Raw genomic sequence first — 21,739 nt, 5'->3', positions numbered from 1 at the left:
AAACTGTGGCCGCCCTTGCTGGGATTGGCGATCTGCTCCATACCAGCCGCGGGGCGATTCCGGGATTTCTATCGTTCTGGGGGCGGTAAAGGGCCTAAAAAGAGCGTGTCTTGCGCCCATTGGTGCACTGCGCTAAGGCTCAGAACAATTCCAAACTGGACGAATCCGTGGCTGTCCCGAGGCTGCGGGAAAAAGGGCTCGTCAATGAGCGGCATTCTGCAGAACTATCTTCCACTCGTCGTCTTTATAGGGGTAGCGGGCCTCATCGGCCTCGTGCTGCTGATCGCGCCCTTCATCGTGGCGTTCCAGCAGCCGGACCCGGAAAAGCTGTCGGCGTATGAGTGCGGTTTCAACGCCTTCGACGACGCTCGCATGAAGTTCGACGTCCGCTTCTATCTGGTCGCCATCCTCTTCATCATCTTCGACCTCGAGGTGGCGTTCCTGTTTCCCTGGGCGGTGGCGTTCGGCAAGCTTGGCGCGACCGGCTTCTGGTCCATGGTGGTGTTCCTCGGCGTGCTGACGGTCGGGTTCGCCTATGAATGGAAGAAGGGAGCACTGGAATGGGATTGAACCCTGCAACGTCCTCTGGCCCGGTCGTCGCGCCGGCCCCCAAGGGCATCCTTGATCCGTCGACCGGCAGGCCGGTTGGCGCCAACGATCCGTTTTTCCTCGAGGTCAACTCCGAGCTGTCCGACAAGGGCTTCTTCGTGGCCGCGACCGACGACCTCATCACCTGGGCCCGTACCGGCTCGCTGATGTGGATGACCTTCGGTCTCGCCTGCTGCGCGGTCGAGATGATGCAGGTCTCGATGCCGCGCTACGACGTCGAGCGCTTCGGCTTCGCGCCGCGTGCCTCGCCGCGCCAGTCCGACGTGATGATCGTCGCCGGCACGCTGACCAACAAGATGGCGCCTGCGCTGCGCAAGGTCTACGACCAGATGCCGGAGCCGCGCTACGTCATCTCGATGGGCTCCTGCGCCAATGGCGGCGGCTACTACCACTACTCCTACTCGGTCGTGCGCGGCTGCGACCGCATCGTGCCGATCGACATCTACGTGCCGGGCTGCCCGCCCACGGCGGAAGCGCTGCTCTACGGCGTGCTGCTGCTGCAGAAGAAGATCCGCCGCACCGGCACCATCGAACGCTAAGGTTTTACGTCATGGACGACGCCAAGCTCGACGCCCTGGGGCAGACGATCGTTAGCGCGCTTCCGGGCGCCGCCATCGGTCATTCGGTTGCCTTCAACCAGCTCGCGGTGGATGTCGAGGTCAGCAAGATCGTCGAGGTGGTCAAGTACCTCCGCGACGATCCGAAATGCCGGTTCATCAACTTCACCGACATCACGGCCGCAGACTATCCGTCGCGCGAAAAACGCTTCGACGTGATCTATCACTTCCTGTCTCCGACCCTGAACACGCGGATCCGGCTCAAGGCCCAGGCCGATGAGACCACGCAGGTGCCGTCGCTGATCGATGTGTTCCCCGGCGCCGACTGGTTCGAGCGCGAGGCCTACGACCTCTATGGCGTGTTCTTCGTCGGTCACCCCGACATGCGCCGCCTGCTGACCGATTACGGTTTCGAGGGCCATCCGCTGCGCAAGGATTTCCCGACCACCGGTTTCGTCGAGGTTCGCTACGACGACCAGGAGAAGCGGGTGGTGTACGAGCCCGTCAGGCTCAACCAGGAATTCCGCAAGTTCGATTTCCTCTCGCCGTGGGAAGGGGCGGACTATCCGCTTCCCGGTGACGAGAAGGCGGGACCGAAGGTCTGATCATGAACGAGCAACCCGAACAGCTTCGCAATTTCACCATCAACTTCGGGCCCCAGCATCCGGCTGCGCACGGCGTGCTGCGTCTGGTCCTGGAGCTTGACGGCGAAATCGTCGCCCGTGTCGATCCCCATATCGGCCTGCTTCACCGCGGCACCGAGAAGCTGATCGAGCAGAAGACCTATCTGCAGGCGATCCCGTATTTCGACCGGCTCGACTACGTCGCGCCGATGAACCAGGAGCACGCCTTCTGCATGGCGGCCGAGAAGCTGCTCGGCATCGAGGTGCCGCGCCGCGGCCAGCTGATCCGCGTGCTTTATTGCGAGATCGGCCGCATCCTGTCGCATCTGCTCAACGTCACCACGCAGGCGATGGACGTCGGCGCGCTGACCCCGCCGCTGTGGGGCTTTGAAGAGCGCGAAAAGCTGATGGTGTTCTACGAGCGCGCCTCCGGCAGCCGTATGCACGCAGCCTTCTTCCGCGTCGGCGGCGTGCATCAGGATCTGCCGCAGAAGCTGGTCGACGACATCGAGGCCTGGTGCGATCCATTCCTGAAGGTCGTGGACGATCTTGACCGTCTTCTCACCGCCAACCGCATCTTCAAGCAGCGCAACGTCGATATCGGCGTGGTGCCGCTGAAGGAAGCCTGGGAATGGGGCTTCTCGGGCGTCATGGTGCGCGGCTCGGGCGCGGCTTGGGACCTGCGCAAGTCGCAGCCCTATGAATGCTACGCCGAGATGGATTTCGACATCCCGATCGGCAAGAACGGCGACTGCTACGATCGCTACCTGATCCGCATGGAAGAGATGCGCCAGTCCGTGCGCATTATGAAGCAGTGCATCCAGAAGCTGAACGCTGCCGACGGGAAGGGGCCTGTCGTCGTCGAAGACAACAAGGTCGCGCCACCGCGCCGCGGCGAGATGAAGCGCTCGATGGAAGCGCTGATCCATCACTTCAAGCTCTACACCGAAGGCGTCCACGTGCCGGCCGGTGAGGTCTACGCCGCGGTCGAGGCGCCGAAGGGCGAGTTCGGCGTCTATCTGATCTCCGACGGCACCAACAAGCCCTACAAGTGCAAGATCCGCGCGCCGGGCTTTGCGCATCTGCAGGCGATGGACCACATCTGCCGCGGCCATCTGCTCGCCGACGTCTCGGCGATCCTCGGCTCGCTCGACATCGTGTTCGGAGAGGTCGATCGGTGATGGCGCAGGCGCCAATCCAGTTTGACCGTGCCTCGGGGGCCCTTGAAGGGGCCAACCTGTGGGAGCGGACGGCTGCCTTGGCGCTGGTGACGGGATCGAAGATCTCCTCGCATTTCTCGCACATGGGCTACATCGCCTGCGCAAACCTGCTGCGGAAGACGCTGCCCGAGCGCAACATCGCGATCAGGCTCAATCCCGATGCCGTGTTCGAATTCCCCTACGGCGACGGCTATTGGAGCAAGCTGCTCAACCGCTCCTACAATTACGAGGACGAGCTGGAGGTCCTGTTCGCCGACTCCATCGACGTCGACTACACGCTGCTCGATTGCGGTGCCAATTACGGCTACTGGTCGGTGCTGGTGTCGAGCAGGCCGTTCGGATCGCACAAGGCGATCGCGATCGAGCCGTCGGGGCAGAACTATCCGAAGCTTGCCAACAACGCCCGCGTCAACGGCAACCGCTTCGAGACGCTGAAATGCGCCATCGGCGCGGCGCGCGGTACCGCGCGGCTGTCAGGCACCAAGCATGAGGCCTTCAGCATCGCCGGCGCACCGTCGGCGGGCGGCGAGGACGTGCCGGTTCTCGCGCTCGACAATCTCATCGACGACGGCAAGGTGGCGGCCCACGGCAAGTACCTGATCAAGCTCGACGTCGAGGGTGTCGAGATCGAGGCGATCAAGGGCGGCGCCCGGCTGCTTGAGACCGACAGCGTCATCATGTGCGAGGAGCACGGCAGCGACCGCTCTCATGCGGTGTCGCGCTTTATCCTCGAACAGACGCCGCTGAAGCTGATCGTGTTCGATCCGCGCAGCAACCGGATGGAGACCGTGACCGAGCTGTCGATCCTCGACCGCATCAAGGTCTCGACCCACGTCGGCTACAACGTTTTCGGCACCGCAAGCGCATTCTGGCAGGACAGGATCGATGCCCTGAATGCGAAAACCGCGCGCCGCATGCAGTGAGAGATAAGAGATGTCCGTTCGCCGATTAGCACCGAAGGAAGTCCAGCCCGCGAGCTTTGCGTTCACGGAGGAGAACCTCGCGTTCGCCAAGCAGCAGATCGCGAAATATCCGGCCGGCCGGCAAGCCTCCGCTGTCATCGCCATCCTCTGGCGCGTCCAGGAACAGCACGACGGCTGGGTGTCGGAAGCCGCGATCCGCGCCGTCGCCGATCTGCTCGACATGCCCTATATCCGCGTGCTCGAAGTTGCGACCTTCTACACGATGTTCCAGCTCGCCCCCGTCGGCAAGAAGGCCCACGTCCAGGTCTGCGGCACCACGCCGTGCCGCCTGCGCGGCGCCGAGGATCTCATCCACGTCTGCGAGCACCGCATCCACCACGAGCCGTTCCATCTGTCCAAGGACGGCAATTTCAGCTGGGAAGAGGTGGAGTGCCTCGGTGCCTGCGTGAATGCGCCGATGGTGCTGATCGGCAAGGACACCTATGAGGATTTGACCAAGGAAACCTTTGGCAAGGTGCTCGACGGCTTCGCCTCGGGCAATCCGCCGAAGCCCGGTCCGCAGAACGGCCGCCAGTTCTCGGCGCCGACGGGTGGGCCGACCACGCTGAAGGAGATCACCTGATGCGTGATCTCCCCGCAATTGGAGGGAACGAGGCCGTGAACAAGTGGGGCTTCGTCGCCATGCACGCCGCGGTCGCGGCCGCCTTCATGTTCCTGCTGCAGCGCTTCGTGATGAACGCGACGCAGGAGAGCAGCCTACTCTGGGCGCTGACCTTCGCCGTCTGCGCCGCCGGACTCGCCTACAAGCAGTCCAATCGTTGATCGGAAAGCACTGAAATGCTCGAGGACAAGGACCGCATCTTCAAGAACCTCTACGGCCTCCACGACTGGGGGCTCGAGGGCGCGCGGCGCCGCGGCGCCTGGGATGGTACGAAGAATATCATCGACAAGGGCCGTGACTGGATCATCAACGAGATGAAGGCGTCGGGCCTGCGCGGGCGTGGTGGCGCCGGCTTCCCGACCGGCCTGAAATGGTCGTTCATGCCGAAGGAATCGACCGACGGCCGGCCGAGTTATCTCGTCGTCAACGCCGACGAATCCGAGCCCGGCACCTGCAAGGATCGCGAGATCATGCGGCACGATCCGCATCTCCTGATCGAAGGTTGCCTGATCGCGAGCTGCGCGATGAACGCGCATGCCTGCTACATCTATGTCCGCGGCGAGTTCATCCGCGAGCGCGAGCATCTCCAGGCCGCGATCGACCAGGCCTATGAGGCGAAGCTCGTCGGCAAGGACAATGTCAACGGCTGGCCGTTCGACATCTACGTCGCGCACGGCGCCGGCGCCTATATCTGCGGCGAGGAGACCGCGCTGCTCGAAAGCCTCGAAGGCAAGAAGGGCCAGCCGCGCCTGAAGCCGCCGTTCCCGGCCAATGTCGGCCTGTTCGGCTGCCCGACCACCGTCAACAACGTCGAGTCGATCGCGGTTGCGCCCGACATCCTGCGCCGCGGTGCGGCCTGGTTCGCCGGCATCGGCCGTCCGAACAATGTCGGCACCAAGCTGTTCTGCATCTCCGGTCATGTCGAGCGGCCCTGCAACGTCGAAGAGGCCATGGGCATTCCGTTCCGTGAGCTGATCGAGAAGCATTGCGGCGGCATCCGCGGCGGCTGGGACAACCTCAAGGCCGTGATCCCCGGCGGCTCGTCGGTGCGCATGGTGCCGGCCGAGCAGATCATCGACACGCCGATGGATTTCGACAGCTTGAGCAAGCTGCGCTCGGGTCTCGGCACCGCGGCCGTGATCGTGATGGACAAGTCGACCGATTTGATCCGCTCCATCGCCCGCATCTCCTATTTCTACAAGCACGAGAGCTGCGGCCAGTGCACGCCGTGCCGCGAAGGCACCGGCTGGATGTGGCGCGTCTTGACCCGCATGGCCGACGGTCGCGCCCACAAGCGCGAAATCGATATGCTGCTGGAGGTGACGAAACAGGTCGAAGGCCACACCATCTGCGCGCTCGGCGACGCAGCCGCCTGGCCGATCCAGGGCCTGATCGCGCATTTCCGTCACGAGATCGAAGCGCGCATCGACCAGTATTCGCACAAGGCTGACATCGACGATATCGGCGTCCGCGATCCCGTGAACATGGTCGCGGCGGAGTAAGAGACATGACCAAGCTCATCATCGACGGCAAAGAGATCGATGTCCCCGCCGAGTACACGCTGCTCCAGGCGTGCGAAGCCGCGGGCGCCGAGATTCCGCGCTTCTGCTATCACGAGCGGCTGTCGATCGCCGGCAATTGCCGGATGTGCCTCGTCGAAGTGAAGGGCGGCCCGAAGCCGGTCGCAAGCTGCGCCTGGGGCGTGCGCGATTGCCGTCCGGGCCCCAAGGGCGAGCCGCCGGAAATCTCCACGCGTTCGCCGATGGTGAAGAAGGCGCGCGAAGGCGTGATGGAATTCCTTCTCATCAACCATCCGTTGGATTGCCCGATCTGCGACCAGGGCGGCGAGTGCGACCTTCAGGACCAGGCGATGGGCTATGGTGTCGACACCAGCCGCTTCGCCGAGAACAAGCGCGCGGTCGAGGACAAGTACCTCGGCGCGCTGGTCAAGACCTCGATGAACCGCTGCATCCAGTGCACGCGCTGCGTCCGCTTCTCGGCGGAAGTCGCCGGCGCGCCCGAGATGGGCGCCACCGGCCGCGGCGAGGACATGGAGATCACGACCTATCTCGAGCACGCGCTGACGTCCGAATTGCAGGGCAATCTCGTCGACATCTGCCCGGTCGGCGCGCTGACCTCGAAGCCCTATGCTTTTGCGGCGCGCCCGTGGGAGCTCGGCAAGACCCAGTCGATCGACGTCATGGACGGCATCGGCTCGGCGATCCGCGTCGACACCCGTGGCCGTGAGGTGATGCGCGTGCTGCCGCGCATCAACGAGGCCGTGAACGAGGAGTGGATCTCCGACAAGACCCGCCATGTCGTCGACGGCCTGCGAACGCAGCGTCTCGACCGGCCCTATATCCGCGAAGCCGGCAAGCTGCGGGCGGCGAGCTGGCCGGAAGCCTTTGCCGCGATCGCCGCGAAAGCGGCGCGCACCGACGGCAAGCGCATCGGCGCGATCGCCGGCGACCTCGCCGGCGTCGAAGAGATGTTCGCGCTGAAGGACCTGCTCGCCAAGTACGGCTCGGGCAATCTGGCGGTGCAGGGCGGCGACGCCTTCGATCCCGCGCTGGGCCGCGGCTCCTACATCTTCAATCCGACGCTGGTCGGCGTCGAGCAGGCCGACGCGTTGCTCATCGTCGGCGCCAATCCGCGCAAGGAAGCGGCCGTGTTCAACGCCCGCATCCGCAAGCGCTGGCGCGCCGGCGGCTTCAAGGTCGGCGTGATCGGCGCCAAGGTCGACCTGACCTACGACTATGATCATCTGGGTGCAGGCACCGAGACGCTCGGCGAGCTCGCGGCCGGGAAGCACTCCTTCATGGACGTGCTGAAGAACGCCAAGAACCCGATCATCCTGGTCGGCGCGGGCGCGGCCTCGCGTCACGACGGCGCCGCCATTCTCGCCGCCGCCGCCAAGCTCGCGCTCGATGTCGGCGCGGTGAAGGATGGCTGGAACGGCTTTGGCGTGCTGCACGAGACCGCCTCGCGCGTCGGTGCGCTCGATATCGGCTTCTCCGCCACGGCAGGTGGCCTGAACGCGGCGCAAATGACGACCTTCGGCACGCTGGACCTGCTGTTCCTGCTCGGCGCCGACGAGATCAAGCCGTCGGACGGCACCTTCGTCGTCTATATCGGCACCCATGGCGACCGCGGCGCGCATCGCGCCGACGTCATCCTGCCGTCGGCTGCCTACACCGAGAAGTCCGCGATCTACGTCAACACCGAAGGCCGCGTGCAGATGACCGGCCGCGCTGCGTTCCCGCCGGGCGAAGCCCGCGAGGACTGGGCGATCGTGCGCGCCCTTTCGGAGGCGCTCGGCAAGAAGCTCGGCTACGACTCGCTGTCGGCGCTGCGCCAGGCGATCTTCAAGGCCGTGCCGCATCTGATCCGTCTCGACCAGATCGAGGCCGGCGCCGCCGACCAGATCAAGAAGCTGGCGGGGAAGGGCGGCTCGCCGGAGAAGGCGCCGTTCAGGCCGGCGATCGAGGACTTCTATTTGACCAACCCAATCGCGCGTGCGTCCGCCGTGATGGCGGAATGCTCGCGGCTTGCCTCCGGGCAGATGCTGACCGCAGCGGAGTGAGCCGATGGAATTCTTCGAAAGCGCATTCTGGACCGGTTTCCTCTGGCCGCTGATCATCATGGTCGCGGAGAGCGTCCTGGTGCTCGTCGTCCTGCTGGTCGCGATCGCCTACATCCTGCTCGCCGACCGCAAGATCTGGGCGGCGGTGCAGATCCGCCGCGGCCCGAACGTGGTCGGCCCCTGGGGCCTGCTGCAGTCCTTCGCGGACCTGCTGAAGTTCGTGCTGAAGGAGCCGATCATCCCGTCCGGCGCCAACAAGGGCGTGTTTCTCCTTGCTCCCTTGGTCTCATGCGTGCTCGCGCTCGCGGCCTGGGCGGTGATCCCGACCAATCTCGGCTGGGTGATCTCCGACATCAATGTCGGCGTGCTCTTCATCTTCGCGATCTCGTCGCTGTCGATCTACGGCATCATCATGGCCGGCTGGTCGTCGAACTCGAAATACCCGTTCCTGGCGGCGCTGCGCTCGGCGGCGCAGATGGTGTCCTACGAGGTCTCGATCGGCTTCGTGATCATCACCGTGCTGCTCTGCGCCGGCACGCTGAACCTGTCGGCCGTGGTCGAGGCCCAGCATGCCCGCGGCCTCGCCAGCCTGATCGGGTTGCCGCAGCTCACCATCCTGAACTGGTATGTGTGGCCGCTGTTCCCGATGTTCGTCATCTTCTACGTCTCGGCGTTGGCGGAAACCAACCGTCCGCCGTTCGACCTCGTCGAAGCTGAATCAGAGCTCGTCGCCGGCTTCATGGTCGAGTACGGCTCGACGCCGTATCTGCTGTTCATGCTCGGCGAATATGTCGCGATCGTCACGATGTGCGCGCTGGCGACGATCCTGTTCCTCGGAGGCTGGCTGCCGCCGGTGGATCTGCCGCCCTTCAACTGGGTGCCGGGGATCATCTGGTTCTCGCTCAAAGTGTTCTTCATGTTCTTCCTGTTCGCGATGGCAAAGGCGATCGTGCCGCGCTACCGCTACGACCAATTGATGCGCCTTGGCTGGAAGGTGTTCCTGCCGCTGTCGCTGGCGATGGTGGTCGTGGTGGCCGGTGTGCTGCATTTCGCCGGCATCGCGCCGAAGTGAGGGCCGTCATGGGTATCAACATCAACGCCACTGCACGCTCGCTCCTGCTGTCGGAATTCGTCTCGGCGTTCTTCCTCGCCATGCGCTATTTCTTCCAGCCGAAGCCGACGCTGAACTATCCCTTCGAGAAGGGCCCGATCTCGCCGCGCTTCCGCGGCGAGCATGCGCTGCGCCGCTATCCGAACGGCGAAGAGCGCTGCATCGCCTGCAAGCTGTGCGAAGCCATTTGCCCGGCGCAGGCCATCACCATCGAGGCCGGCCCGCGCCGCAACGACGGCACCCGCCGCACCGTGCGCTACGACATCGACATGGTGAAGTGCATCTATTGCGGCCTCTGCCAGGAGGCCTGTCCGGTCGACGCCATCGTCGAAGGTCCGAACTTCGAATTCGCGACCGAGACCCGCGAGGAACTGTTCTATGACAAGGCCAAGCTGCTCGCCAATGGCGACCGCTGGGAACGCGAGATCGCGAAGGCGATCGAGCTCGACGCGCCGTACCGGTGAGATGAGAGCATGATCCTTCCCGCGCTGTTCTTCTATCTCTTCGCCGGCGTCTGCGTCGCCTCGGCGGTGATGGTGATTGTCTCGCGCAATCCCGTGCACTCCGTGCTGTACCTGATCCTGGCCTTCGTCAACGCCTCCGGCCTGTTCGTGCTCATGGGCGCCGAATTCCTCGCGATGATCCTGATCGTCGTCTATGTCGGCGCCGTCGCGGTGCTGTTCCTATTCGTGATCATGATGCTCGACGTCGACTTCCTCGAGCTGCGCGAGGGCTTCATCGAGTACCTGCCGGTGGGCCTCGTGATCGGCGGCATCTTCCTGTTCGAGCTGCTGCTCACCGTCGGCTTCTGGGTCATCAACCCCGGCGTCTCCAAGACGATCACGGCGGCGATCCCGACCAATGTCAGCAACACCGAGGCGCTCGGGCTCGTGCTCTATACGAAGTACATCCACTACTTCCAGCTCGCGGGCATGGTGCTGCTGGTCGCCATGATCGGCGCCATCGTGCTGACGCTGCGCCACAAGGCGAACGTGAAGCGGCAGGACATCAACGTTCAGAATGCACGCACGCCCGAGATGGCGATGGCGATGCGCAAGGTGGCGTCGGGGCAGGGGCTCCAGGACAGCGACGCGGCGGAGTGGGTGAAATGACGATCGGGCTCGGACATTATCTGGCGGTCGGCGCGATCCTGTTCACGCTCGGGATCCTCGGCATCTTCCTGAACCGCAAGAACATCATCGTCATCCTGATGTCGATCGAGCTGATCCTGCTCTCGGTCAACATCAACCTCGTGGCATTCTCGACCTTCCTCGGCGACATCGTCGGCCAGGTCTTCGCATTGCTGGTGCTGACGGTTGCGGCTGCGGAAGCCGCGATCGGTCTCGCCATCCTGGTGGTCTATTTCCGCAACCGCGGCTCGATCGCGGTTGAGGACGTCAATCTGATGAAGGGCTGAGCTCAGTCATGGTTCAGGCGATTGTCTTTCTGCCTCTGCTGGGCGCCATCCTTGCTGGCGTGATCGCGCTGTTCGGCGCGCATGCCCGCAACCCCTCGGGTGACGAGGTCGAGCATCACGGCGATCATGGCCACGGCGACGCCCACGCGGCGGTCGCCCATGATGATCATGGCCACGACGATCACGCGCATGACGACCATGGCCCGGTCGAGCCGCCGGCCGCGGGCTCGCGCGGCGCCGAGCTGATCACGACCGCGCTGCTGTTCGTCTCGGCGGCGCTGTCCTGGATGACGCTGGTCGATGTCGGCTTCATGCACCACGACATGCGCATTCCGCTGTTGCCCTGGATCATGTCTGGCGACCTCCAGGTCTACTGGACGCTGCGGGTCGACACGCTCACCGCCGTGATGCTGGTGGTGGTGACGACCGTGTCCTCGCTCGTGCACCTCTATTCCATCGGCTACATGGACGAGGATCCGTACCGGCCGCGCTTCTTCGGCTATCTCTCGCTGTTCACCTTCGCCATGCTGATGCTGGTGACGGCCGACAACCTCGTGCAGCTGTTCTTCGGCTGGGAAGGCGTGGGTCTCGCCAGCTATCTCCTGATCGGCTTCTGGTACCAGAAGCCGTCGGCGAACGCGGCGGCGATCAAGGCCTTCGTGGTCAACCGCGTCGGCGATTTCGGCTTCGCGCTCGGCATTTTCGCGATCTTCATGCTGACGAGCTCGACCGATTTCGAGACCATCTTCCATGCAGCTCCGAGCCTGACCGGCAAGACCATCGACTTCCTCGGCTGGCACGCCGACGCGCTGACCCTGACCTGCCTCCTGCTGTTCATGGGCGCGATGGGCAAGTCGGCGCAGTTCCTGCTGCACACCTGGTTGCCGGACGCGATGGAAGGCCCGACCCCGGTCTCCGCGCTGATCCACGCCGCGACCATGGTCACCGCCGGCGTGTTCATGGTGGCGCGCCTGTCGCCGCTGTTCGAACTCGCCCCGAACGCGCAGGCCGTCGTGATGTTCTTCGGCGCCACCACGGCGTTCTTCGCCGCGACCATCGGCCTCGTCCAGAACGACATCAAGCGCATCGTCGCGTACTCGACCTGTTCGCAGCTCGGCTACATGTTCGTGGCGATGGGAGCAGGGGCCTATTCGGTCGGCATGTTCCACCTGTTCACGCACGCCTTCTTCAAGGCGCTGCTGTTCTTGGGTTCCGGCTCGGTGATCTACGCGATGCACCACGAGCAGGACATCCGCAACATGGGCGGCCTCTGGCGCAAGATCCCCTACACCTATGCGGTGATGGTGATCGGCACGCTGGCGCTCACGGGCTTCCCGCTCACGGCGGGCTATTTCTCCAAGGACGCCATCATCGAGTCCGCCTACGCCTCGCATAATCCGTTCGCGATGTACGGCTTCCTGATGACGGTCGTCGCCGCCGGCCTGACCTCGTTCTACTCCTGGCGCCTGATCTTCAAGACCTTCCACGGCGAGCCCCATGACGAGCATCACTACGAGGCCGCGCATGAGGCTCCGCTCTGGATACTGATCCCGATCGGCGTTCTCGCGGTCGGTTCGATCGTCGCGGGCTTCCCGTTCAAGGAGCTGTTCGCCGGTCACGGCGTCGAGGAGTTCTTCCGCGAGTCCGTGAAGATGAACCCGCGCATCATCGAGGAGATGCACCACATCCCCGAGACCATCGCCATCCTGCCGACGGTGATGATGGTGCTGGGCTTCCTGGTGTCGTACCTGTTCTACATCCGCCGGCCGTATCTGCCGGTCGAGCTCGCGAACACGCAGCCGATGCTGTACCAGTTCCTGCTCAACAAATGGTACTTCGACGAGCTCTACGAGGTCATCTTCGTCCGCCCGGCGAAGTGGATCGGCTATCAGCTCTGGAAGAAGGGCGATGGCTTCATCATCGACGGCCTCGGCCCCGACGGTATCTCGGCCCGCGTGCTGGACGTCACCCGCAACGTGGTGAAGATCCAGACCGGCTATCTCTATCACTACGCGTTCGCCATGCTGATCGGCGCCGCCGGCCTGATCACCTGGTTCATGTTCGGCTTTGGAGGCCAGTAAATGACAACCTGGCCAATCCTTTCGGTCACGACGTTCCTGCCGCTGGTTGGCGCGCTGATCGTCTATCTCAGCCGAGGCGATGACGAGGCGGCCCGGCGCAATGCGCGCTGGATCGCGCTGTGGACCACGCTGATCACCTTCGCGGTGTCGGTGATCCTGGTGATGCGCTTCGATCCGTCGAGCGCCGACTTCCAGTTCGTCGAGAAGGCGAACTGGCTCGCCACCGGCATCACCTACCACATGGGCGTCGACGGCATCTCGCTGCCGCTGGTGATCCTGACCACCGCCATCATGCCGTTCTGCATCATCGCGAGCTGGAAGGCGATCACCAACCGCGTCCGCGAATACATGATGGCGTTCCTGATCCTGGAAACGCTGATGATCGGCACCTTCTCGGCGCTCGATCTCGTGCTGTTCTACCTGTTCTTCGAGGGCGGCCTGATCCCGATGTTCCTGATCATCGGCGTCTGGGGCGGTCCGCGCCGGGTCTACGCGTCGTTCAAGTTCTTCCTCTACACGCTGCTCGGCTCGGTGCTGATGCTGCTCGCCATCATGGCGCTGTACTGGAACGGCGGCACCACCGACATCCCGACCCTGATGCACACCGCCGTGCCGCGATCGCTGCAGACCTGGGCGTGGCTCGCCTTCTTCGCGTCGTTCGCGGTGAAGATGCCGATGTGGCCGGTGCACACCTGGCTCCCCGACGCCCACGTCGAGGCGCCGACCGCGGGCTCGGTGGTTCTGGCCGCGATCCTGCTGAAGATGGGCGGCTATGGCTTCCTGCGCTTCTCGCTGCCGATGTTCCCCCTGGCCTCGCACGACTTCGCGCCGCTGATCTTCACGCTCTCCGCGATTGCGATCATCTACACCTCGCTGGTGGCGCTGATGCAGGAGGACATGAAGAAGCTGATCGCGTACTCGTCAGTGGCGCATATGGGCTTCGTCACCATGGGCATCTTCGCCGGCACCATGCAGGGCGTCGCCGGCGGTATGTTCCAGATGATCTCGCACGGCATCGTCTCCGGCGCGCTGTTCCTCTGCGTCGGCATCGTCTACGACCGCATGCACACCCGCGAGATCGCGGCCTATGGCGGCCTCGTCAACCGGATGCCGCTCTACGCGCTGACCTTCATGATCTTCACCATGGCCAATGTCGGTCTGCCCGGCACCTCCGGCTTCGTCGGCGAGTTCATGACGCTGCTCGGCACCTTCAAGGTCTCGATCCCGACCGCGTTCTTCGCCACCTTCGGCGTGATCCTGTCGGCCTGCTACGCGCTGTGGCTGTACCGCAAGGTCGTGTTCGGGGCGCTGGTCAAGCCGTCGCTGGCGAGCATGAAGGATCTCACTTTCCGCGAGTGCGTGACGCTGTTCCCGCTGATCGCGCTGACGATCCTGTTCGGCGTCTATCCGAAGCCGGTGCTCGACATGTCGGCCGTCTCGGTCCAGCAACTCGTCAATAATTACAACACCGCTGTGACGGCCGTGAAGGCCGCCGCACTGCTCCAGTGATCGGGCAGGTCAGGATATCGCCATGAGCTTTGAGACTGCAGGTTATCAACTGGCGCCGGTGCTGCCCGAGATTGTGCTCGCGGTCGGCGCCATGGCACTCTTGATGCTGGGGGCCTATCGCGGGCAGGAGACCACCAGGACCGTCACGACGCTTTCGGTCCTGCTGCTGGTCGTGGTCGGCGTGCTCGTCTACGCACAGCCTGCGGGCAAGCACGTCACCTTCGGCGGCAGCTTCATCGTCGACGATTTTGCCCGCTTCATGAAGATCCTGGCCCTGATCGGCTCGGCGGTGACGCTGGTGCTGTCGACCGAGTTCCTGTCGGACCCGTCGCGCCGGATCTTCGAATACGCGATCCTGGTGCTGCTCTCGACGCTCGGCATGATGGTGCTGATCTCGGCCGGCGACTTGATCTCGCTCTATCTCGGCCTCGAGCTGATGTCGCTCGCGCTCTATGTCGTGGCGGCCTCGAACCGCGACAACGCCAAGTCGACCGAAGCCGGCCTGAAGTACTTCGTGCTCGGCGCGCTGTCCTCGGGCATGCTGCTCTACGGTTCCTCGCTGGTCTACGGCTTCACCGGCACGGTCAGCTTCACCGGCATCGCGGCGGCCGCGACGGTCTCGAATATCGGCCTGGTGTTCGGCCTGGTCTTCCTGCTCGCCGGCCTCTGCTTCAAGGTCTCGGCCGTGCCGTTCCACATGTGGACGCCTGACGTCTACGAGGGCGCGCCGACGCCGGTCACCGCCTTCTTCGCCTCGGCGCCGAAGGTGGCCGCGCTCGCCGTTTTCACGCGCGTCACGCTGACCGCGTTCCCCGGCATCGTCTCGCAGTGGCAGCAGATCCTGGTGTTCGTGGCGATCGCCTCGATGGCGCTCGGCTCTTTCGCCGCGATCGGCCAGTCCAACATCAAGCGCCTGATGGCTTATTCCTCGATCGGCCACATGGGCTTTGCCCTGGTCGGCCTCGCCTCCGGCACGGTCGAAGGCGCGCAGGGCGTCCTGATGTACATCGTGATCTATGTCGCGATGACGCTCGGCTCGTTCTCGGTCATTCTGGCGATGAAGCGCAAGGGCCAGGCCGTCGAGAAGATCAGCGATTTCGCCGGTCTGTCGCGGACCAATCCGCTGCTCGCCTTCATGTTCGCGATGCTGCTGTTTTCGCTCGCCGGAATCCCGCCGCTCGCCGGCTTCTTCGCCAAATGGTACGTCTTCGTCGCCGCCATCAAGGCGAACCTGTTCACGCTCGCCGTCATCGGCGTGTTGACCAGCGTCGTGGGCGCCTACTACTACCTGACCATCGTCAAGACGATGTACTTCGACGAGCCGGCCGGTCAGGTCGATCCGGTGCGCGTCGAGGTGAAGACGGTGCTGGCTGTCTTTGGCCTGTTCAACATCCTCTTCGCGCTGTTCGCGGGCCCGGTGGTGAGCGTCGCCTCCGCCGCGGCAAAGTCGCTGTTTTAGGATGGGGTTCGCGCTCGGTCCTCGCGCACTCTCGGCGGGCTACAAGCTCGCAGCTTTCGAACGGACCGGCTCGACCAACACCGACGCCATCGAGCACGCGCGGGCCGGCGAATGCGGCCCGATGTGGTTCGTCACCTCCGACCAGACCGCCGGTCGTGGCCGGCGCCAGCGCGCCTGGATCGCGCCAAAGGGCAATCTCGCCGCGAGCGTCCTCGAGGTGCTGGATATTGCGCCTGCGGTTGCCGCCACCATCGGGTTTGCGGCGGGGCTTGCGGAAGAGGCTGCCCTGGAGAAGGTCAGCCTCGAGGCCGCGCTCCGGCTTGGTCCTGACAGGCCCAGATACGCCCTGAAATGGCCGAATGACGTCCTCGCGGGCGGCAAGAAGCTGGTCGGCATTGGGCTCGAAGCCGAGGCCATCGGCGATCGTCTCGCCGTCGTGGTCGGCATCGGCACCAACGTCGTGGCGGCGCCGGAGGGTACGCCGACGCCAGCCGTGTCGTTGGCCGCGCTCGGCGTCCAGATCAGCGCGGAAGAGCTGTTCTCGGCGCTGTCGGACGCCTGGGTCGAGTTCCTCGGCATCTGGGACAATGGCCGCGGCTTTGCGGAGATCCGCAAGCTGTGGCTGGAGCGCGCCTGCGGCCTCGGCGAACGGGTCGCGATCAACACGGGGACGATGACGCTGGAAGGCATTTTCGACACCATCGACGACACCGGCTGCCTGATCGTCCGCACCGTTGACGGCCGACGCCTGCCGGTGGCGGCCGGCGAGGTGTTCTTCGGCTCGGCCGCCTCCGTGGGAGCTGCGTGATGGCGAAGCCTGACGAACTGGTATTTGCGCCGCTCGGCGGCGTCGGCGAGATCGGCATGAATTTGTCGATCTACGGCCTCGGCAACCGCCAGCAGCGCGCCTGGTTGGCGGTCGATCTCGGCGTCTCCTTCGGCGACGAGGAGCATCTGCCGGGCATCGACCTGATCATGCCCGACATCAGCTTCCTGGAGAAGGAACGCAAGAACCTGATGGGTCTCGTGCTGACCCACGCCCATGAGGACCATTTCGGCGCCATCATCGACCTCTGGCCGAAGCTGAAATGCCCGATCTATGCCACGCAGTTCAGCGCGGCGCTGTTCGAGGCCAAATGTGCCGCCGAGCGCAATGCGCCGAAAATCCCGGTGACGGTGGTGCCGTCGGGCGGCCGCGTCGATATCGGCCCGTTCAACGTCGAGTTCATTCCCGTCGCGCATTCGATCCCGGAAGCGCACGCGCTGGCGATCCACACCGAGGTCGGCACGGTGCTGCACACCGGCGACTGGAAGATCGACCCGACCCCGACGCTCGGGAGCCCGACCGACGAGAAGCGGTTGCGCGAACTGGGCGAGGAGGGCGTGCTCGCCCTGATCGGCGATTCCACCAACGCCGTGCGTGACGGCCGCTCGCCCTCGGAAGCCGAGGTCGCGCGAACCATCATCGACCTGGTCAAGGCCGCCAAGGGCCGCGTCGCGGTGACGACCTTCGCCTCCAACGTCGCGCGCATCAAGGCCGTCGCCGCCGCGGCCAGGGCTGCCGATCGCGAGGTCGTCGTGGTCGGCCGCGCCATGGAGCGCGTGGTGCAGGTCGCGCGCGAGACCGGCTATCTCGACGGCGTGCAGAATTTCCGCTCGCCCGAGGTCTACGGCCATCTTCCGCAGGACAAGGTGCTGGCGCTGTGCACCGGCAGCCAGGGCGAACCGCGCGCGGCACTGGCGCGCATCGCCAATGACGACCATCCCGAGATCACGCTCAACCGCGGCGACAGCGTGATCTTCTCCTCGCGCACCATCCCGGGCAACGAGAAGGCCGTCGGCTCGATCATCAACAATCTGGTGCTGCAGGGCGTCGAGGTCCTCACCGACCGCGACCATCTGGTCCACGTCTCCGGCCATCCCCGCCGCGACGAATTGCGCGACATGATCGCCTGGACCAAGCCGCAGCTCCTGATCCCCGTCCATGGCGAGGCGCTGCACCTGAACGAGCATGCCAAGCTCGCGCGCGCCGCCGGCGTGCCGCGCGTCCTGGTCGTTCGCAACGGCGACCTGATCAAGCTCGGCCCGGGTGATCCCGGCATCATCGGCGAGGTGCCCTCCGGCCGGATCTACAAGGACGGCACGATCTTGGAGGACTCCAAGTCCCGCGCCGTGGTCGAGCGTCGCCGCATGGCTTTCTCCGGCTGCGCCTTCGTCGCGGTCGCGATGACGGAGCAGGGCGAGCTTGCCGACGATCCCGAGGTCGATCTCGTCGGCATTCCCGAGAAGAACCGGGACGGCGAGCCCTTCGACGACCTCGTCTTCGATGCCGTGGTCTCCACCATCGAGGGCCTGCCGAAGGCGCGCCGCCGCGATGCGGATGCCCTGGCTGAGTCGGTGCGACGCGCCGTCCGGGCCGTCATCAACGAACATTGGGGCAAAAAGCCCCCCTGTCTGGTACACGTCCTGACGGTGTAGTTGAGCATGGTCTTCGGATCATGCGCTGAGGGAGAAGAAACATGCTGGGTCGCCTCAACCACGTCGCGATCGCGACCAAGGACGCCGTCAAGTCCGCGAAGATCTATGGCGCGGCGTTCGGGGCGCAGATCTCGGAGGCGGTCGCGCTGCCCGAGCATGGTGTCACCACCGTGTTCGCGACGCTGCCCAATACCAAGATCGAGTTCATCGAGCCGCTCGGCGAGGCCTCGCCGATCGCGAAGTTCCTCGAGCGCAATGCCGACGGCGGCATCCATCACATCTGCTACGAGGTCGTCGACATCATCGCCTCGCGCGACACGCTGGTGAAGGAGGGCGCGCGGGTGCTCGGCGACGGCGTGCCGAAGATCGGCGCCCACGGCAAGCCGGTGCTGTTCCTGCACCCGAAGGACTTTTCCGGGGCACTGGTCGAAATCGAGCAGGCGTAGGGCGCCGGATCATGGCCATCCAGATATCGACCGCGCTTGCGATCTACTTCGTCATCTGGTGGATCGCGCTGTTTCTGACGCTGCCGTTCGGCGTGCGCAGCCAGCACGAGGACGGCGTCGGCGCGCCCGGCACCGACCCCGGCGCACCGGTCCTGACGCGGATGAGAGGCAAGCTGATCTGGACCACGATCATCTCGGCGATCATCTACGGGATCGGCATCGCGGCCTATCATGCCGGCTATCTTTCGATCGAGCGCTTGTCCAGATTGATGGGAATGCCGTTCTAGACGTTTTTGCCGACAATATTGCTTTGGGGGAAACGAATGACTTTTCAGCGGATCGTCATCGCGCTTCTGGTGCTGATCGTCGCCGGCCTTGGCGCCATCGGCTATTTCGAATGGAAGATGGCCGTGCAGGTCCGAACGCTGAAGGCGTTCGTCGAGGGCACTGTCTTCAACGAAGCCGTGATGGCCTGCGAGCAGGCCAAGAGCTCGACGCCGTTCAAGTGGAACGGGGGCAAGAGCACCTCGGTGATCGGGCTTAACTCGGTCAAGCTGGACAAATACACCGTCAGCGCCAGCTACACGCTGGTGGCGGACAGCGTCTATTGTGATTACGATCCCATCAAAAGAAAGGCCGAGATCGGCTCGAGCTTCCTGGAACGGGAGTAACGATCCGGCCTTGCCAAGAGCATGATCCGGAAAAGTGCGAAGCGGTTTTCCGATAAGATCATGCTCAAATACCATGGGGTGGGATCGTCATGGCCGACGCGGGGGACTACCGGATTCTGCATGAGGCGGCCTTGCGGGACTATCTCGCGGGCATTCCCGACCTGAAGGCACTGCTCGGCGGCGAGCCGGCCGCCTGGGGCATCACCGAGGTCGGCGACGGCAATCTCAATCTCGTCTTCATCGTCAAGGGCGCGCGCGGCGGCGTCGCCGTGAAGCAGGCGCTGCCCTACGTCCGCCTCGTCGGCGAGAGCTGGCCGCTGCCGCTGTCGCGGGCCCATTACGAATATCTCGCCTTGTCGAAGCAGGCCCAGCTCGCGCCCGGTCTCGTGCCGGCCCTGCTGCACCACAACGAGACGCTGGCGCTGACGGTAATGGAGCTGCTCGAGCCCCACATCATCATGCGCAAGGGGATGGTCGCCGCAACGCAATATCCCGGTTTCGTGGACGACATCACCACCTTCATGGCGCGCACCCTGTTCTTCACCTCCGACCTCGCGCTGTCGGCGGCCGAGAAGAAGCAGGGCATCGCCGCCTTTGCCGGCAACCACGCGCTCTGCAAGATCACCGAGGATCTGATCTTCACCGATCCCTACCGCATTGCCGAGCAGAACCGCTGGACCGCGCCTTATCTCGACGGCCTGGCCGCAGAGCTGCGCGATGACATGGAGCTGCATGTCGCGATCTCTCGGCTGAAGCTGAAGTTCATGGCAAGCCCCGAGGCGCTGCTCCACGGCGATCTCCACACCGGCTCGATCATGGTGACGGAGAGCCAGACGCGCGTGATCGATCCCGAATTCGCATTCTACGGCCCAATGGGATTCGACGTCGGCGCCGTGCTCGCGAACCTCCTGATGGCCTATTTCGCCTCCGCCGGCCACGAGCGTACGCCGGGCGAGCGGCAGGCGTTCGAAAGCTGGGTACTGGAGACGGTCGAGCAGGTCTGGAGCGAGTTCGCCCGCAAGTTCCTCGATCTCTGGCGCGCTGGCGCCACCGGCGACGCCTATCCGGCATCGCTCTTTGCCGGCGAGAAGGGCGCTGCATGCCTGGAAGCCGAGCGGCAGGCTTACATGCAGCGGCTATTCACTGACACCGTCGGCTTCGCCGCCGCCAAAACCCTCCGCCGCATCTTCGGCCTGGCCCACAACATCGACTTCGAGCTGATCGAGGACCCGCGGAGGCGGGCGATCAGCGAGGCTCGTGCCGTGCGGCTGGCGAGAGCGATGATGGTGGAGACGGGAGCATTTCCGAACATCTCGGACGTCACCGGCGCAGCGCGAAAACTGCGCGATTGGCAGCCGGAGTTTGCGAACGGCTAGGGGGCGATGCGCTTCAATAAAGCCGCATCGGCAGCAGGACGCCGTCTGTGCCTGCCAGCAGGCCCCAGGTCTCGTTGGCCGCGACCTCGAACTCCCGGATCTGGACCGTGCCGCCCTCGATCTTGAGGGTGACCTTGTACTTGCCGGGCGGCAGATCGATCTTTTGGCTGTCAGGTATTTCGGCTGCGGCGGAGTCGGAGTGCGCCAGTTTCTCGCCGGCGTGCGCCGCCAGCTTGATGGTCTAGTCGGCGACCGTGATGACCGCCCCCTCGTCCGACTTGTTGCCGAGCATCAGCTTTGCCTGCCTCGGCCTCGGCAGGAGGCCGGCATCCGCGATACCCGGCTTGCGCAGCGAAAGTTCGGCGATTGTCCTGTCGTCCTGACGGGAAAGCCGGACCAGGACCGGTCCACGGGCCGTCGTGAAGGTGATCACGGCCCGGTCCGGTTCGACCACCGTCTCGATCCAGCCACGCTTGCCGAGCTCGGCGCGATAGAAGCCGAGCACAGCCGTGAGATCGCGCGGGGTCTCGGCGTAGACTGACGCGATGAACGGCGAATTCTTCGCCGTAGCGATGCTCCAGCTCTCGGGCAGTGGCAGACCGGTGCCCTGGGAAACTCTGGCTTCGAAACCCGCACCTGCGCCCCGTGCGACCGCTCTGACGGGGATGCTCAGCAGTCGTTCGACGAAGTTATCCGGAGTGTCATGGCCCCGGACCGCCCACCACGTTTCGTCAAGATAGTCGTTCACGCCGGTGGTGCGACTCCAGCTGAACCGGATGCTGTCCGCCTCGCTGTACCGGCCGAGGCTGGCCGCGACCGGGCTTGCCAGCACGGCCGTGGCGGCGAGCAGTCCGCCCGCGAGCAAGATACCTAGCGTTCGGCGATTCATTTTTTCCGCAATCCCTGGGGCTCAGATAATGATCCTGAGCTTGGTCGCGTTGATCACGAAAAATGTTCACTGCTCTTGGTCGCTCATGATGCACCGCAATCGGCGGCTTGCACCGCTTGGGACGCA

Annotated in this window: 23 protein-coding genes; 22 read left to right on the top strand and 1 reads right to left on the bottom strand. The window is 64.5% G+C overall.

What is annotated here, in order from left to right; translation table 11 throughout:
* Positions 1–204: 204 nt before the first annotated feature.
* The 22 genes from AB7245_RS25330 (at position 205) to mtnK (ending at position 20,724) form a co-directional block, all read left to right on the top strand.
* Entirely contained in the window at positions 205–570 is a 366-nt protein-coding gene (locus tag AB7245_RS25330) for an NADH-quinone oxidoreductase subunit A (protein WP_007603535.1), read from the top strand.
* Positions 561–1,148: a NuoB/complex I 20 kDa subunit family protein gene (locus AB7245_RS25325; protein ID WP_014494855.1), complete on the top strand. Its 588-nt coding sequence runs from the start codon at positions 561–563 to the stop codon at positions 1,146–1,148. Before AB7245_RS25330 ends, AB7245_RS25325 begins: the two co-directional genes overlap by 10 nt.
* 11 nt (positions 1,149–1,159) lie before the next feature.
* The gene (locus tag AB7245_RS25320) at positions 1,160–1,771 is read left to right on the top strand and encodes an NADH-quinone oxidoreductase subunit C (RefSeq protein ID WP_085400362.1); all 612 of its coding nucleotides are present in this window, start codon (positions 1,160–1,162) and stop codon (positions 1,769–1,771) included.
* A gap of 2 nt (positions 1,772–1,773) precedes the next feature.
* Positions 1,774–2,970 (top strand): NADH-quinone oxidoreductase subunit D, encoded by a 1,197-nt coding sequence (locus AB7245_RS25315; protein ID WP_063982978.1) that lies wholly within the window; start codon positions 1,774–1,776, stop codon positions 2,968–2,970.
* Complete coding sequence (locus AB7245_RS25310; protein WP_071913372.1) at positions 2,970–3,932, top strand: FkbM family methyltransferase; 963 nt, start codon at positions 2,970–2,972, stop codon at positions 3,930–3,932. Before AB7245_RS25315 ends, AB7245_RS25310 begins: the two co-directional genes overlap by 1 nt.
* Positions 3,933–3,942: 10 nt before the next feature.
* Positions 3,943–4,554: an NADH-quinone oxidoreductase subunit NuoE gene (nuoE, locus tag AB7245_RS25305; protein WP_028149052.1), complete on the top strand. Its 612-nt coding sequence runs from the start codon at positions 3,943–3,945 to the stop codon at positions 4,552–4,554.
* On the top strand, positions 4,554–4,754 hold the full coding sequence (locus tag AB7245_RS25300; RefSeq protein ID WP_028149053.1) for a hypothetical protein: 201 nt from the start codon (positions 4,554–4,556) through the stop codon (positions 4,752–4,754). Before nuoE ends, AB7245_RS25300 begins: the two co-directional genes overlap by 1 nt.
* Before the next feature lie 15 nt (positions 4,755–4,769).
* Positions 4,770–6,095: an NADH-quinone oxidoreductase subunit NuoF gene (gene nuoF / locus AB7245_RS25295; protein WP_014494861.1), complete on the top strand. Its 1,326-nt coding sequence runs from the start codon at positions 4,770–4,772 to the stop codon at positions 6,093–6,095.
* A gap of 5 nt (positions 6,096–6,100) precedes the next feature.
* Positions 6,101–8,176 (top strand): NADH-quinone oxidoreductase subunit NuoG, encoded by a 2,076-nt coding sequence (gene nuoG, locus AB7245_RS25290; protein ID WP_085400361.1) that lies wholly within the window; start codon positions 6,101–6,103, stop codon positions 8,174–8,176.
* Between the two features lie 4 nt (positions 8,177–8,180).
* A complete protein-coding gene (gene nuoH / locus AB7245_RS25285; RefSeq protein WP_063982981.1) occupies positions 8,181–9,248 on the top strand; it encodes an NADH-quinone oxidoreductase subunit NuoH in 1,068 nt (355 codons plus the stop codon).
* Between the two features lie 14 nt (positions 9,249–9,262).
* Positions 9,263–9,751, top strand: a complete 489-nt coding sequence (gene nuoI / locus AB7245_RS25280) for an NADH-quinone oxidoreductase subunit NuoI (RefSeq protein WP_027529879.1) — start codon at positions 9,263–9,265, stop codon at positions 9,749–9,751.
* 9 nt (positions 9,752–9,760) lie between these two features.
* On the top strand, positions 9,761–10,399 hold the full coding sequence (locus tag AB7245_RS25275) for an NADH-quinone oxidoreductase subunit J (RefSeq protein ID WP_028149057.1): 639 nt from the start codon (positions 9,761–9,763) through the stop codon (positions 10,397–10,399).
* Complete coding sequence (nuoK, locus tag AB7245_RS25270) at positions 10,396–10,704, top strand: NADH-quinone oxidoreductase subunit NuoK (protein WP_008547737.1); 309 nt, start codon at positions 10,396–10,398, stop codon at positions 10,702–10,704. Before AB7245_RS25275 ends, nuoK begins: the two co-directional genes overlap by 4 nt.
* 8 nt (positions 10,705–10,712) lie before the next feature.
* A complete protein-coding gene (nuoL, locus tag AB7245_RS25265) occupies positions 10,713–12,785 on the top strand; it encodes an NADH-quinone oxidoreductase subunit L (RefSeq protein WP_085400358.1) in 2,073 nt (690 codons plus the stop codon).
* The gene (locus AB7245_RS25260) at positions 12,786–14,294 is read left to right on the top strand and encodes an NADH-quinone oxidoreductase subunit M (RefSeq protein ID WP_071913375.1); all 1,509 of its coding nucleotides are present in this window, start codon (positions 12,786–12,788) and stop codon (positions 14,292–14,294) included. It abuts the gene before it with no gap.
* Positions 14,295–14,316: 22 nt separating this feature from the next.
* Complete coding sequence (nuoN, locus tag AB7245_RS25255) at positions 14,317–15,753, top strand: NADH-quinone oxidoreductase subunit NuoN (RefSeq protein ID WP_439035053.1); 1,437 nt, start codon at positions 14,317–14,319, stop codon at positions 15,751–15,753.
* Between the two features lies 1 nt (position 15,754).
* Positions 15,755–16,561, top strand: coding sequence for a biotin--[acetyl-CoA-carboxylase] ligase (locus AB7245_RS25250; protein ID WP_085400354.1), 807 nt, complete (start codon positions 15,755–15,757; stop codon positions 16,559–16,561).
* Complete coding sequence (locus AB7245_RS25245; RefSeq protein ID WP_085400352.1) at positions 16,561–18,231, top strand: ribonuclease J; 1,671 nt, start codon at positions 16,561–16,563, stop codon at positions 18,229–18,231. The genes AB7245_RS25250 and AB7245_RS25245 overlap by 1 nt, the downstream gene beginning before the upstream one ends.
* Before the next feature lie 41 nt (positions 18,232–18,272).
* Entirely contained in the window at positions 18,273–18,677 is a 405-nt protein-coding gene (gene mce / locus AB7245_RS25240; RefSeq protein WP_028149063.1) for a methylmalonyl-CoA epimerase, read from the top strand.
* 11 nt (positions 18,678–18,688) lie between these two features.
* A complete protein-coding gene (locus tag AB7245_RS25235; protein ID WP_063982987.1) occupies positions 18,689–18,964 on the top strand; it encodes a DUF1467 family protein in 276 nt (91 codons plus the stop codon).
* Between the two features lie 36 nt (positions 18,965–19,000).
* A complete protein-coding gene (locus AB7245_RS25230) occupies positions 19,001–19,348 on the top strand; it encodes a hypothetical protein (protein WP_085400349.1) in 348 nt (115 codons plus the stop codon).
* Positions 19,349–19,437: 89 nt separating this feature from the next.
* Positions 19,438–20,724 (top strand): S-methyl-5-thioribose kinase, encoded by a 1,287-nt coding sequence (gene mtnK / locus AB7245_RS25225; protein ID WP_085400347.1) that lies wholly within the window; start codon positions 19,438–19,440, stop codon positions 20,722–20,724.
* Between the two features lie 241 nt (positions 20,725–20,965).
* Here mtnK and AB7245_RS25220 read toward each other — a convergent pair whose 3' ends face one another.
* Positions 20,966–21,613 carry a hypothetical protein gene (locus AB7245_RS25220; RefSeq protein WP_245344043.1) on the bottom strand — a complete coding sequence of 216 codons (648 nt, stop codon included), beginning with the start codon at positions 21,611–21,613 and terminating at the stop codon, positions 20,966–20,968.
* Between the last annotated feature and the right edge of the window lie 126 nt (positions 21,614–21,739).

This window comes from Bradyrhizobium sp. 604_D8_N2_3 (genome assembly GCF_051810765.1).
GTDB lineage: Bacteria > Pseudomonadota > Alphaproteobacteria > Rhizobiales > Xanthobacteraceae > Bradyrhizobium > Bradyrhizobium barranii.
The sequence above is the reverse complement of the archived record's forward strand: the minus strand, read 5'-3'. Positions and strand labels throughout refer to the sequence as shown.